Raw genomic sequence first — 12808 nt, 5'->3', positions numbered from 1 at the left:
CCGGCACCTGAGAGACTGACCGGCGATGAGCAACCCCCCGGCCGAGCAGCCCACCCGCAGCACGGACGAGCTCCTGGACGCGCTCGACGAGGACCAGCGCGCCGTCGCCGAGCGACTCACCGGACCCCTGTGTGTGCTGGCCGGCGCTGGTACCGGCAAGACCCGTGCGATCACGTACCGGATCGCGCACGGCGTCCTGACCGGCACCTACAACCCGCAGACCGTGCTGGCCGTGACGTTCACCGCGCGTGCGGCGGGCGAGATGCGCTCGCGGCTGCGCGACCTCGGCGTCGGCGGGGTCCAGGCCCGCACCTTCCATGCCGCTGCGCTGCGCCAGCTGTCCTACTTCTGGCCCCAGGTCGTCGGCGGTGGCCTGCCGCGGATCGCCGAGCACAAGGCGTCACTGGTCGCCGAGGCGTCCGGACGACTCGGTCTGGGCGCCGACCGGACCACGATCCGGGACCTCTCCGGCGAGGTCGAGTGGGCGAAGGTCTCGATGGTCACCGCGGACGACTACGCGGCCAGGGCCGCCCGCTCCGGCCGGGAGGCAGTGGGTGGGCACGACCACGCCACCATCGCCCGGCTCCTCAGCGTCTACGAGGACGTCAAGAACGAACGTGGGGTGATCGACTTCGAGGACGTCCTGCTGCTGCTCGTCGGGATCCTCCTCGAGCGGGACGACGTCGCCGCCCAGGTCCGCGGGCAGTACCGCCACTTCGTCGTCGACGAGTACCAGGACGTCTCGCCGCTCCAGCAGCGGCTCCTCGACCTGTGGCTCGGCGAGCGGCGCGAGCTGTGCGTCGTCGGTGACGTCTCGCAGACGATCTACTCCTTCACCGGGGCGACGCCCCGGTTCCTCACCGAGTTCACCCGGCGCTTCCAGGAGGCGCCGGTGGTCCGGCTGGTGCGTGACTACCGTTCCACGCCGCAGGTCGTGGACCTCGCGAACAAGGTGCTGGCCCGTGCCGGCCGGCAACGCGACTCGGCCGCGGTGGAGCTCGTCGCGCAGCGCCCCTCCTCCGTCGCGGTCCGCCTCGAGGTGTACGACGACGACCTCGCGGAGGCCCGTGCCGTCGCGGACCGCGTCGCGGCCCTGGAGAAGGACGGCGTCCCGCTGAACGAGATCGCCGTCCTGTACCGCACCAACGGGCAGTCGGAGGTCCTCGAGCAGGCGCTCGCGGACGCCGGCATCGCCTACCTCGTCCGGGGCGGGGAGCGGTTCTTCGCCCGGCGCGAGGTCAAGGAGGCCATCGCGATGCTGCGTGCCGCGGTCCGGTCCAGCGCGGACCAGCCGGTGGGGGAGGCCGTCCGGGACGTGCTGTCCTCGGTCGGATGGTCCGTCACGCCACCGGCCGCCCGTGGGGCGACCCGTGAGCGGTGGGAGTCGCTCAACTCGCTGGTCAACCTCGCCGACGACCTGCACGCGACCCGTGGCGCCGGTATGGGGGAGCTGGTGGCCGAGCTCGACGAGCGCGCCGCCGCGCAGCACGCGCCCACGGTCGCGGGGGTGACCCTCGCGAGCCTGCACGCCGCGAAAGGGCTGGAGTGGGACGCCGTGTTCCTCGTGGGGGTGTGCGAGGGACTGCTGCCCATCTCGCTCGCGGAGACTGACCAGGCGATCGCCGAGGAGCGGCGGCTCCTCTACGTCGGGGTGACCCGAGCCCGGGAGCACCTGCAGCTCTCCTACGCCCGGGCACGGACCGTCGGCGGGCGCGCCTCTCGCAAGCGCTCGCGCTTCCTCGACGGGATCTGGCCGGACGACGGCGCCGCCGCCCGGCGCGGAGGCGTGTCCCGGCGCGCTGCGGCGCGGGCGCGCACGGAGGCCTTTCTCGAGGAGAACCCCGCGGACGCGGAGCTCTACGAGCGGCTGCGTGCCTGGCGCGGCGAGGTCGCCCGCGCGATCAGCAAGCCCGCGTACACGGTGCTGCATGACACGACGCTCCAGGCGATCGCGACCGCGAAGCCGAAAGACCTGCGTCAGCTCGCCCTGCTGCGGGGGATCGGGGCGACGAAGCTCGAGGCCTACGGGGGGCAGGTCCTCGCCGTGGTACGCGGGGACGAGGTCGACGTGCGGGAGTGGTTGGCGAGCTGAACCGGACGACGGGAAGAAACCGGGCACGAAGCCGGTTGTCGGACCTAGTCACCAGGCGGCACGGGGAGCCGCGAGGACGGCGGAACGAACGAGGGAGAAAGTTCCGAGAAAAAGCGTTGCCCTCCGCTGAAGGGTGGGTCTAGGCTCCTACGTGTTCTCTGAGCCGCCGGATCCTGCCTAGCCAGCATCAAGGGTCCCCGATCCCCGAGGGAGGTGCGAAACCCGATGGACTACAAGATCCTCTGCGCCGATATGGCCGCACCCGGTTTCGCCGCCTTTGAGGGGGAGAAGTCTGTCCTCGCCCCGGGTGGCACGCGCGTGCGCATCCGCATCGGCGAGAAAGGGATCGCCCGAAGGACCTGAGCTCTCAGAGCTGCAGCTCCGGCCGCGATCCCATCGGGACCGCGGCCGTCGTCGTCAGAGACGTCCGGAGTCCCCACACCAGGACACCGACTGAGAACGACCAAGGAGCAGCAGTGCAGCTCACGGCTCTACTCGACCAGATCAGCCAGGGATCATCCGTCTCCTGGCCCAAGACCCCGCCGGCGACGAACCACGGCGAGGCCGGTTGGGGAGTCCTGCCCACGCAGTCCGTGCAGGGCGGCGCGGTGATCCCGTGCCAGTCCGCCGAGGACAGTGACCTGTGGTTCGCGGAGCGCACCGCCGACGTCGAGCTGGCGAAGGCGCTGTGCCGCGAGTGCCCCGTGCGCGAGGCGTGCCTGGCCGGCGCCCTCGAGCGAGGCGAGCCGTGGGGCGTCTGGGGTGGCGAGGTCTTCGTCGGCGGCGTCGTGGTCCCGCGCAAGCGTGGACGCGGACGCCCGCGGAAGACCGAGGCCGCCTGACGGCAGCGGCGGCGAGGCGGCTCGCCCGGCGAACCAGGCGAACCGGCGGCCAGGCAGGTACCCGACCCTGCCCAGGCCGCCGGTTCGTGCGTGCTCACGCCGGCCGGACCGACTGCCGCTCCTGCTCGCCCGGGCGTGCCATGGAGACGTCCTGGCAGCCGCACTCGGGGTGGACGGCCCACGGCCGCAGCACGGGCAGCGGGCTGAGCGCGCTGACCTCGAGGCTCGCCTGCTGCGTCACCAGCTCACGCCCGTCCAGCGCGGCCAGCACCTGGTTGACGGCCATCGCCGCCCCCAGCTGGCCGAGGTGGGCCGGTGTCACCGGCGGCGGGATGCACCGCAGCTGGGTGGCCACGGCCGGCCACGCCGGGTCGGTGTCCGTGCGGTGGAGATCCACGCACCGGGTGCACGGCCCGTGTCCGGGCACCACCGTCGGCCCCACCACGACGTCGACGTCGCCGACCACCACCGGCAGGTGCGCGACGTCGTCCCGGACCAGCGGCAGCAGCCGCACGGGGTCGGCGACGCCCGACGACACGGCGACGAGCACGTCCGGGCGGGCGTCGGGCGGCAGCTCGGTCCGCAGCGCCGGGAAGAGCGACCGGAGCCGTGCCGGAGCACGCACGCTCCGCCGGCGACCGACGTCGAGGGAGTCGTAGGGCCCGACGTCGGAGGGTTGGACGCGACCGTCGTCCTCGAGCCGCAGCGCCCCGACACCAGCCTCGGCCAGCTGGGTCGCGATGCGCATGCCCACGTGGTCGAGCCCGACGACCTCGACCATCGCCCGGCCACGCCGGGCGAACAGGTCACGGCCGTCGCCGTCGGGCAGCAACCTCGACCAGTACGCCTCCTCGGGCGCGACCGGTGCCCCGGCGACACGGTCCGTCACGGGATCCAGCACGCCGGAGCGCCGCAGCAGCTCGAGCAGCTCCCGGACCCGCCGTGCACGGACGCCCTCGGCGCGGCCCGCGCGAAGGAGGTCGGCCTCGCTGGGCTCGACCGTCTCGACGTCGAGACGGTCGAGGAGCCGTTGCTCGCCGGCCGAGAGATTCTCCAGCACGACGGCGCACCGCGGGTCGACGCCGATCTGGCTCTCTCCCTCGCGGCGCCACAGCACCGACAGTCCCGACCGTAGCCGCATCGTCCCCTCCGTCCGTCGTGCGCAGGACTCTGGCACGACCGTGGCGGGTGTCGCCGATGGCAGGGCGTGTGCTGTGGAAAACCTGGAGGACGCCGCCGGGGTGTGGGCGGCCTGTCAGCCCGTCCGCCCGGCGGACTCGATCGCCGCCGCAGCGGCCCCGGAGTACGCGACCGCGGCGGCGAGGGCATCCGCCGCGAAGGTGACGTGGCCGACGGCGACGTGATGAGGGAGCGACCCTGCCACCTGGGCGACGTCCGCGGACGTGAATCCGCCGCACAGCTCGACGAGGGTGACGCCGTCCTCCTCGACGAGCGTCCGGGCGACGTCGGCAGCCGAGGCGGCGGTGGGCACCGGCACCAGCAGCGCGCGCTGGCCGCCACGATCGACGACCGTGCGGTCCCCGACCGGATCGGTGCCCGGGTGCTCGTAGATGTACGCCCAGCTGACGCTCATGGTGCGGTCCCTCCGGCTTGTCCGCACCGACGCTAAGACCTCAACTGCGGTCGAGGTCAACGCTGGTCGGTCAGTCTCGCCGCGGGTCCTCGTCCTGCGTGTCCTCGCCGGGCACCCCGCCGGGCCCGTCGGACCCGTCGTCGGGAGCGTCGTCACCGGGCGCGTCGTCGCCGTCGAGAATCGCCGCGAGCGCGGCGTCGACATCCTCCTCCGCGGCGCGGGCGGCCTTGCGGCCCGCGACGAACCCGGACGGGTCGTCGAGCTCCTCCGGGGCCGGCATGAGGTCCGGGTGCGACCACAGGGCGTCCCGCTCGGCCTGGCCGCGTTCCGCGTCGAGCGCCGACCACAGCGCGGCGGCCTCACGCAGGCGCCGCGGGCGAAGCTCCAGGCCGACGAGGGTGGCGAACGTCTGCTCGGCCGGCCCGCCGGCGGCCCGCCGCCGACGGAGCATCTCCTGCAGCGCGACGGCATGCGGCAGGTGGGGCGCCACGGCCTTGCCGGTGACCTCCTGAACCCATCCCTCGACGAGGGCGAGCGCCGTCTCCAGGCGAACCAGGGCGGCCTGCTGCGCGGGCGACTGCTCCAGGGCGAACACCCCGCCGGAGAGCGCCTCGCGCAGCTGCTCCGGGTTCGTCGGGTCGATTCCGCGGACCGCCTCCTCCATCGCCTCGACGTCGATGGTGATCTCGCGCGCGTACGCCTCGACGATGCCGAGCAGGTGCGCGCGCAGCCACGGGACCTGCGCGAAGAGCCGCGCATGGGCGACCTCGCGGACCGCGAGGAACATGCGGACCTCGTCGGTGGGCACGTCGAGGCCGTCGCCGAACTCGGCGACGTTGGCCGGCACGAGGGCCGCCGCGCGGTCCTCCACCAGCGGCAGGCCGGTCTCGGTGGGACCGAAGGCCTCGCGGGCGAGCGTGCCGACCGCCTGGCCGACCTGCATCCCGAAGACGGCGCTGCCGAGCTGCTTGAGCATGCCCTGCACCGGTCCGGCGTCGGCGGTCATCGCCTGCGCCTCCGGCGGCAGGTGCTCGGCCTGGGACCGCACGACGTCGGCCAGGGCCGCGGCGACCGACGCCGCCACCGGCTCGGACAGCCGCTTCCACGTGGGCATGGTCCGCTCCACCCAGTCGGCGCGGCTCCAGGCCTCCTGCGCGCCGCCGGCGGGCCCCAGCTCCGTGGCCGTGTCCAGCCAGAGGTCCGCGACGGCCATCGCCTGGCGGACCTGCTGCGCCTCGGACGCCGTCACCGTGGGGTCGCCGCCCGCGTGCGCGGTCTGCCGGGCGAGGTCGTGGGCGACCCGCCAGTTGACCGGATCCCCGCCCCCGGAGGCGAGCATCTGTTGCATCTGGGAGATCATCAGCATGAGCTGGTTGCGGTCCGTCGGCAGGCCCGCCGCCTGCGACATGGCTGCGGGGTCCACGCCCGAGGCTCGCAGCGCGCGGATCGCCTCCTCGGCCGCCGGGCCGCCGAGCATCGACCGCAGCAGCTCCTCCCAGCCGTCGGGCTCCTCGCCCTCGCTGCGGATCGGGTCGGTGCTCATTCCGCCTCCTGCTCCTGATGGACCTCCACGGTAAACCGCACGGGCCCGGCCGCGGGGTCCGGGCACCGTCGCGTGCGGCCAGGTTCGCTCAGGGCGCAGCGGGCCGCACGGACCACCGCGTCGGTGGGGCATGATGGCTCGGTGCACGAGCAGGAGCCGGCAGTCCCGCAGGTGGACGGGGCACCCGACCCGGCACCGGTCTCCGAGTGGCGGGTGCCGCGTGCCGTCACGCTCGTGGTCTCCGGTGGTCTGCTGGCGGTCTCCCTGCTCCTGGCGATGCTGCTGCCGGTCCCGTACGCGGTGCAACGGCCCGGCCCCACCGTCAACACCCTGGGCGAGCACGAGGGCGAGCCGCTCATCGAGGTCACCGATGAGGAGACCTATCCGACCTCCGGTGATCTGCGGCTGACCACGGTCTCCGTGGTCGGCGGACCGGGGTACCCCGTCACGTCGTTCGACGTCCTGCTGGGGTGGTTCCGCGCCGACCAGCTCGTCCTCCCGGTGGAGGCGGTGTTCCCGGACGACGCGACGCAGGAGGAGCTCGACGAGCAGTCCAACGTGCAGATGGCGTCCTCCCAGACCAACGCCACCGTCGCCGCCTTGGAGGAGCTCGACTACGACGTGCCGATGGAGCTGACCGTCTCCGGCGTCGCGCAGGGCTCCGACGCCGCGGGCAAGGTGCACGACGGCGACCTCCTCACCTCCGTGCGGGCACCGGGCCAGGACCGGGTGCAGGTCGGTGCGTACTCCCAGCTCGTGGGGGTCCTGCAACGGACCGATCCCGGAACCACCGTGCAGCTCGGGGTGCACCGGGAGGGGGAGGACCTCGACGTCCCGGTCGTGACGCGCCGCGCGCCGAGCGGCACCGAGGGCTCCGTCCTCGGGATCTACCTCGACCCGCAGATCCAGGTCCCGGTCGACGTGAGCTTCGACATCGACGACATCGGCGGACCGAGCGCCGGGACGATGTTCGCCCTCGGGATCATCGACACCCTGACGCCGGGTGAGATGACCGGCGGGGAGCACATCGCCGGTACCGGGACGATGGACCTCGCCGGCCAGGTCGGCATCATCGGCGGCATCGAGCAGAAGCTCGTCGGGGCCCGGCGCGACGGCGCCGACTGGTTCCTCGCCCCCGAGGGCAACTGCGAGCAGACCGAGGGGCACGTCCCCGACGGTCTGCGGGTGGTGCCGGTGGGCACGCTGGCCGAGGCACGTGACGCGGTCGAGGCCATCGGCCAGGGGGACGGCGACTCGCTGCCGACCTGCGCCGAGGGCTGAGGCTCAGCGGAGCGTCGCCCGGAGCGCCTCGACGAGGCCCGGCACGGCGTCCGGCGAGCCGGCGACGGCGTCGTCGGCGTCGTTGTTGCGGCTCCGCAGCGCGCACCACGACTCGCCGCTGCGCAGCACCCCGGCGGCCATCCGCACGTCCTGGCGCTGGGGATGCGCCATGAGCGCCTCGAGCGCCTCCTGCGGGTCGTCGGGCAGCCCCTGCTCGGCCTCCGGCGGCACCACCATCCGCTCGACGACGACCGCTGCGCCGTCGACCTGCTCCGGCCACGCGAGCTGCCCGAGCAGCTCCTCGAGCGTGGCCGCCTCCGGCAGGCCGTCCTGCTCGATGCTCGTCAGGTGCTCGGGGTCCTCGCGGGCGTCGGCCAGCGCCTCGGCGGGCAGCTCGTCCGCCAGCGACGGCGTGGCCCCGAGGGCGTCCGCCGTGCGAACCAGCGCGAAGACCACGACCGGACCGTCCCAGCCGAGCGTCGCGACGTGGCGTTCGAGGTCCAGCACGGCGGCGCGCAGCGCCAGCGTGCGCGGGCTGGGAGGTGCGGGCGGGTCGGCGGGCTCGGCGGGGTTCGTCATGCCTCCCATCATCGCGCGAGCCGGGCGGGCGGCGTGCATGCGGCGCCTGCCGCCCTGCGACGCCGAAAACGTGCCGCGACCGTTTGGGCAAGCGGGGTCGCGATATGGGAACCTTGGGGAGGGCCCACCCGTTGCCAGGATGGCGGCGCGCGACGATCGCGCGGCGGGACGACCGGCCAGGGCCGAGACACATCGTCGGTACGAGACAACTCAGAGGTGCTGCTCAGTGACCTTCGCATCCGCCCCCCGACCGAGCCGGGAGGACGGTGGGCCGCGCCGCCGCGGCGCGTTCGTCCCGACCCTCGTGGTGCTGGCCGTCCTGGTCGCCGTCGTCATGGCGATGGCGCAGGTCTGGACGGAGGTCCGCTGGTACGAGCAGCTCGGCTTCACCGCGGTGCTCCTGCGCGAGTGGACGGCCCGGGTGCTGCTGTTCGTGATCGGCTTCCTCGTCATGGGCGGGGCCATCTGGCTCAACCTGCACCTGGCCTACTCGAAGCGGCAGGTCTACCCGCCGACCACGCCCGAGGAGCGGAACCTCGACCGCTACCGGGAGAGCATCGAGCCGCTGCGCAAGCTCATCATGATCGGCGCGCCGGTGGTGCTCGGCCTCTTCGCCGGCTCCTCCTTCAGCGGGATGTGGCGGCCGGTCCTCGTCTGGCTGAACCAGGTGCCGTTCGGTGAGACCGACCCGGAGTTCGGGCTCGACATCGGCTTCTTCGTCTTCACCCTCCCCGTGCTGCGCTCGGTCGTCTCGTTCCTCATGACGGTCGTGTTTCTCTCCGCCGTCGCCGCGCTGATCACGCACTACCTGTACGGCGGGGTCTCGCTTGCACCGCGCCAGCAGCGCGTGACCACGCCGGCGCGCGTGCACCTGTCCGTGCTCGCGGCGGTATTCGTCCTGCTCATCGCGGTCAGCTACTTCCTGGACCGGTACTCGGCGCTGGTGGGGCAGAACGACCGTTTCGCGGGCGCCTCGTACGCCGACATCAACGCCACGCTGCCCGCCAAGCTGATCCTCGCGGGCATCGCCCTCATCGTCGTGGTCCTCTTCGTCGTTACGGCCGTCCGGGGCACGTGGCGGCTGCCGGCGGCGGGCGTGGCCCTGATGATCGTCTCCGCGCTCGTGATCGGCACGGCCTACCCCGCGATGATCCAGCGCTTCCAGGTCGAGCCCAACGCCATCGAGGCGGAGAGCGAGTACATCGACCGGAACATCCAGGCCACGCTGCGGGCGTACGGCATGGAGGACATCCAGATGGAGACGTACTCGGCCACCACGGAGGCCGAGGCCGGCCAGCTGCGTGAGGACAGCCAGTCGACGGCCTCGATCCGTCTGCTGGACCCGAACATCGTCTCGCCGACGTTCAACCAGCTGCAGCAGTCGCGCCAGTACTACGGGTTCAGCGAGCAGCTGGCCGTCGACCGCTACGCGATCGACGGCGAGAGCCGGGACACCGTCATCGCCGTCCGCGAGCTCAACCAGGACGGGCTCGGCGCGGACCAGCGCAGCTGGGTCAACGATCACACGGTGTACACCCACGGGTTCGGCGTGGTGGCCGCGTACGGGAACCAGACCGCGGCCGACGGCCGTCCGGCGTTCTTCCAGCAGGGCATCCCGAGCACCGGTGCGCTCGGCGAGTACGAGCCGCGGGTGTACTTCGGGCAGAACATGCCGGAGTACTCGATCGTCGGCGCCCCGGAGGGGGCCGAGCCGTGGGAGCTCGACTACCCCGACGACCAGGCCGAGGACGGCTACGTCCCGACGACCTACTCGGGCGACGGCGGCCCGTCGGTCGGCAACTTCTTCGAGAAGCTGCTCTACGCCCTGCGCTTCGGCGACCTGCAGATCCTCTTCTCCGACCGGGTTACCGAGGTGTCGCAGATCCTCTACGACCGTGATCCGCACAACCGCGTCGCGAAGGTCGCGCCCTACCTGACCCTCGACAACCGTGCCTACCCGGCCGTCGTGGACACCGATGATGACCCGTCGACCCCGAAGGAGCTCGTCTGGATCATCGACGGGTACACGACCACGAACGACTACCCGTACTCCGCGCGCGAGTCGCTCGAGGCCGCGACGGAGGACTCGCTGCTCGCACAGGAGGGGGCTCCCACCAACGCGGCAGCCGCCGGCGAGATCCCCGAGCAGGTCAACTACATCCGCAACTCGGTCAAGGCGGTCGTGAACGCCTACGACGGATCCGTCTCGCTGTACGAGTGGGACCAGGAGGACCCGGTCCTGCAGACGTGGCAGAACATCTTCCCCGGACACGTCCGGCCGATGTCCGAGATCAGTGGCGACCTCATGAGCCACCTGCGCTACCCCGAGGACCTGTTCAAGGTGCAGCGCACGCTCCTGTCCCGCTACCACGTGACCAACCCGGCCACGTTCTACTCCGGCTCGGACGAGTGGAACCTGCCGGCGGACCCCACGAGCCAGGGTGGCGAGCTCCAGCCTCCGTACTACCTGACCATGCAGATGCCCGGTCAGGACGCGGCGACGTTCTCGCTCACCTCGAGCTACATCCCCGGCGGTCAGACCGACCGGAACATCCTCACCGGGTTCCTCGCCGTCGACTCCGAGACAGGGAACACCGCCGGCCGGCCCCGGGACGAGTACGGCCAGCTGAGGCTGCTCGAGCTGCCATCGGACATCACCGTGCCCGGGCCGGGCCAGGTCCAGAACAACTTCGACTCGCACCCGCAGATCTCCAGCGAGCTCAACCTGCTGCGGCAGGGCGACTCCAACGTGCTGCCGGGCAACCTGCTCACACTCCCGGTGGGGGGCGGCCTGCTCTACGTCCAGCCCGTGTACGTCCAGTCCACCGGCGGCACCTCGTATCCGTTGCTGCGGCGCGTCCTGGTGTCCTTCGGCGAGGAGATCGGCTTCGCGCCCACCCTCGACGGGGCGCTCGACGCCGTGTTCGGCGGTGACTCGGGTGCCGAGACGGGCGACTCCGGTGAGGAGGACGGGCAGGAGCAGCCCGGGGACGGTGGCGAGGAGCCGAGCGGCAGCACCGAGGTGCCGATCGCGGCCCAGCAGCGCCTCACCGAGGCGCTCGCCGAGGCGCAGGAGGCCATGGCCGCCTCCAGCGAGGCACTCGCCTCCGGGGACTGGGCCGCGTACGGCGAGGCGCAGGAGCGGCTCCAGTCGGCGCTCGAGGAGGCGCTCGCCGCCGAGGAGGAGATCGCCGCGACCGAGGGCGGCGGGGCCGAGCAGCAGACCGACGAGTCGAACGAGGAGCCCACCGACGGCTGACGCGGGGACCGGTCCGGCCACGAGCCTGCCGGGACCACCTGTGAGGGAACGCACGCGCCGCTGATTTGTGCGCAGAACTCCGGGCGGCGTAACCTGGTCAGGCCGACGCGGGGTGGAGCAGTTCGGTAGCTCGCCGGGCTCATAACCCGGAGGTCGCAGGTTCAAATCCTGCCCCCGCTACCAAGTACGAAGGCCCGGTCCACACGGACCGGGCCTTCGTCGTCAGCTCAAGAACCGCCGCCGGCCGTGCCGGCCAGGTACATGAGCACCGCCCGGACGCGGCGGTGGACGCCCGGGTCATCCGGGCCCAGGTCGAGCTTCGTCAGCACCGCGGTGATGCGCTTCTCGACCGCCCTCTCCGAGAGGACCAGCCCTTCGGCGATCGCCGCGTTGGACAGCCCCGCCGCCATGAGTTCCAGGACGTCACGCTCACCGGGGGCGAGGCGCGTGAGGGGAGAGCGTTCCCGCGCCGTGCGCGCCCGGACCAGCGCCTCCACGACGCGCGGGTCGAGCATGGAGCCACCGGCTGCGACCGAGCGGATCGCCTGCCGGAGCTGGCGGATGTCGCCCAGGCGCTCCTTGAGCAGGTAGGCACGTCCGGCCGCGGTCGGGTCGAAGAGCCGCAGCGCCCAATCGGGCTCCACGTACTGCGAGAGGACCACCACGCCGGTCTCGGGATGGCCGGCGCGCAGCTCCTCGGCTGCGCGGATGCCCTCGTCACCCTGGCCGGGCGGCATGCGGACGTCGGTGACCAGCACGTCCGGCCGGTGCTCGGCGACGACGGCCAGCACCTCCGGGAGGGAGGCGGCCGTTCCGACCAGGTCGATGTCGTCCTGCGTCGCGAGCAGGGCCCGCAGCCCCTCCCGGATGAGGTAGCTGTCCTCGGCGGCGACGATCCGGAGCGCCGGCGCAGGCTCCATGACGGGACGGTAGCGCGCTCAGCGCACCGCGGCCGCGGCCGGGAGCTCCGGATCGGCAGCGGGCCGGCGCCGGGCGAGCATGGCGATGCCGATGGGGACGAGCCCGAGCACGAGGGTCAGGTCGGCGACCACGACCAGCGGGTCGATGGCGACCGGACGCGCGCTGATGAACAACAGACCACCGGCTGTGGTCAGCGCCGCCGCCCACCGCGGGCCGATCCGGGTCCGCCAGACGAGGACGCCGGTGAGGACGAAGGCCGCCGGGGCGAACCAGCCCCACGGCACGAAGGCGAGCACACCGATGGCCCCCGCAGGATCGGTGAAGGCGGCCTCCGGGAAGTCGTTGCCGAACTGTGCCCGGTGCAGCGCGTTGACGTTGAACCCCGCCCCGGCGCAGACGGCTGGAAGGGCGAGCACCAGCAGGGCGAGAGACCCGCGGGGAGCGCAAGCCGCGAGGCACCGTGCCAGGCCGACGAAGGCCCAGCCGAGGAGGAAGCACGACCAGACGCCCACGGTGCCGCCGAGGACGCCGTCGTTCACGCCGTTCCCGGCCACGATGTAGGCGACGTCGCCGGCCAGGAAGACGATCGGGGCGAGCACGACGGCGGACGCGAGGAAGCGGTCGCCAGGACGGGTGACGTTCATGGTGGTCTCCGAAGGGTCTAGTGCTGCACGGACCTTTCGAGCCTCGCTCCGGT

General features: G+C 72.6%; 11 protein-coding genes and 1 tRNA gene. 6 read left to right on the top strand and 6 right to left on the bottom strand.

Annotated elements, in window-relative coordinates; translation table 11 throughout:
• The first annotated feature begins 25 nt into the window (after positions 1-25).
• From ACFQQL_RS14195 to ACFQQL_RS14185, 3 genes are all read left to right on the top strand, one after another.
• Positions 26-2092, top strand: a complete 2067-nt coding sequence (locus ACFQQL_RS14195) for an ATP-dependent DNA helicase UvrD2 (RefSeq protein WP_382395513.1) — start codon at positions 26-28, stop codon at positions 2090-2092.
• Between the two features lie 225 nt (positions 2093-2317).
• On the top strand, positions 2318-2455 hold the full coding sequence (locus ACFQQL_RS14190; protein WP_382395511.1) for a hypothetical protein: 138 nt from the start codon (positions 2318-2320) through the stop codon (positions 2453-2455).
• 215 nt (positions 2456-2670) lie between these two features.
• Positions 2671-2934, top strand: coding sequence for a WhiB family transcriptional regulator (locus ACFQQL_RS14185; protein ID WP_382396141.1), 264 nt, complete (start codon positions 2671-2673; stop codon positions 2932-2934).
• A 94-nt stretch (positions 2935-3028) separates the two neighbouring features.
• Here the strand turns inward: ACFQQL_RS14185 and ACFQQL_RS14180 are convergent, their stop codons facing one another.
• The 3 genes from ACFQQL_RS14180 to ACFQQL_RS14170 all read right to left on the bottom strand — a co-directional run bounded on the left by ACFQQL_RS14180 (position 3029) and on the right by ACFQQL_RS14170 (position 6071).
• Positions 3029-4075, bottom strand: a complete 1047-nt coding sequence (locus ACFQQL_RS14180) for a ThiF family adenylyltransferase (protein ID WP_382395509.1) — start codon at positions 4073-4075, stop codon at positions 3029-3031.
• A gap of 114 nt (positions 4076-4189) precedes the next feature.
• Complete coding sequence (locus ACFQQL_RS14175; protein WP_382395507.1) at positions 4190-4528, bottom strand: DUF6506 family protein; 339 nt, start codon at positions 4526-4528, stop codon at positions 4190-4192.
• A gap of 70 nt (positions 4529-4598) precedes the next feature.
• Positions 4599-6071: a zinc-dependent metalloprotease gene (locus ACFQQL_RS14170; RefSeq protein WP_382395505.1), complete on the bottom strand. Its 1473-nt coding sequence runs from the start codon at positions 6069-6071 to the stop codon at positions 4599-4601.
• A gap of 141 nt (positions 6072-6212) precedes the next feature.
• On the opposite strand from ACFQQL_RS14170, the gene ACFQQL_RS14165 reads away from it, so the two are divergent.
• Positions 6213-7352, top strand: coding sequence for a YlbL family protein (locus ACFQQL_RS14165; RefSeq protein ID WP_382395503.1), 1140 nt, complete (start codon positions 6213-6215; stop codon positions 7350-7352).
• A 3-nt stretch (positions 7353-7355) separates the two neighbouring features.
• Here the strand turns inward: ACFQQL_RS14165 and ACFQQL_RS14160 are convergent, their stop codons facing one another.
• A complete protein-coding gene (locus tag ACFQQL_RS14160; protein ID WP_382395501.1) occupies positions 7356-7931 on the bottom strand; it encodes a PPA1309 family protein in 576 nt (191 codons plus the stop codon).
• 226 nt (positions 7932-8157) lie between these two features.
• Between ACFQQL_RS14160 and ACFQQL_RS14155 the strand changes: the two genes are divergently transcribed.
• Both ACFQQL_RS14155 and ACFQQL_RS14150 read left to right on the top strand, forming a co-directional pair.
• A complete protein-coding gene (locus ACFQQL_RS14155; protein WP_382395499.1) occupies positions 8158-11190 on the top strand; it encodes a UPF0182 family membrane protein in 3033 nt (1010 codons plus the stop codon).
• 106 nt (positions 11191-11296) lie between these two features.
• Positions 11297-11373: transfer RNA gene (locus ACFQQL_RS14150), tRNA-Met, on the top strand.
• 44 nt (positions 11374-11417) lie between these two features.
• Here ACFQQL_RS14150 and ACFQQL_RS14145 read toward each other — a convergent pair.
• Both ACFQQL_RS14145 and ACFQQL_RS14140 read right to left on the bottom strand, forming a co-directional pair.
• A complete protein-coding gene (locus ACFQQL_RS14145) occupies positions 11418-12110 on the bottom strand; it encodes a response regulator transcription factor (RefSeq protein ID WP_382395497.1) in 693 nt (230 codons plus the stop codon).
• A gap of 18 nt (positions 12111-12128) precedes the next feature.
• On the bottom strand, positions 12129-12755 hold the full coding sequence (locus ACFQQL_RS14140) for a hypothetical protein (protein WP_382395495.1): 627 nt from the start codon (positions 12753-12755) through the stop codon (positions 12129-12131).
• Positions 12756-12808: the final 53 nt, after the last annotated feature.

The organism is Georgenia alba (genome assembly GCF_042665525.1).
Lineage (GTDB): Bacteria > Actinomycetota > Actinomycetes > Actinomycetales > Actinomycetaceae > Allobogoriella > Allobogoriella alba.
This window is presented reverse-complemented; position numbering and strand designations above follow the sequence as displayed.

Coding starts and splice junctions, on each gene's coding strand:
- ACFQQL_RS14170 (WP_382395505.1), bottom strand. CDS start 6,071: ATGAGCACCGACCCGATCCGCAGCGAGGGCGAGGAGCCCGACGGCTGG.
- ACFQQL_RS14140 (WP_382395495.1), bottom strand. CDS start 12,755: ATGAACGTCACCCGTCCTGGCGACCGCTTCCTCGCGTCCGCCGTCGTG.
- ACFQQL_RS14180 (WP_382395509.1), bottom strand. CDS start 4,075: ATGCGGCTACGGTCGGGACTGTCGGTGCTGTGGCGCCGCGAGGGAGAG.
- ACFQQL_RS14190 (WP_382395511.1), top strand. CDS start 2,318: ATGGACTACAAGATCCTCTGCGCCGATATGGCCGCACCCGGTTTCGCC.
- ACFQQL_RS14175 (WP_382395507.1), bottom strand. CDS start 4,528: ATGAGCGTCAGCTGGGCGTACATCTACGAGCACCCGGGCACCGATCCG.
- ACFQQL_RS14145 (WP_382395497.1), bottom strand. CDS start 12,110: ATGGAGCCTGCGCCGGCGCTCCGGATCGTCGCCGCCGAGGACAGCTAC.
- ACFQQL_RS14195 (WP_382395513.1), top strand. CDS start 26: ATGAGCAACCCCCCGGCCGAGCAGCCCACCCGCAGCACGGACGAGCTC.
- ACFQQL_RS14160 (WP_382395501.1), bottom strand. CDS start 7,931: ATGACGAACCCCGCCGAGCCCGCCGACCCGCCCGCACCTCCCAGCCCG.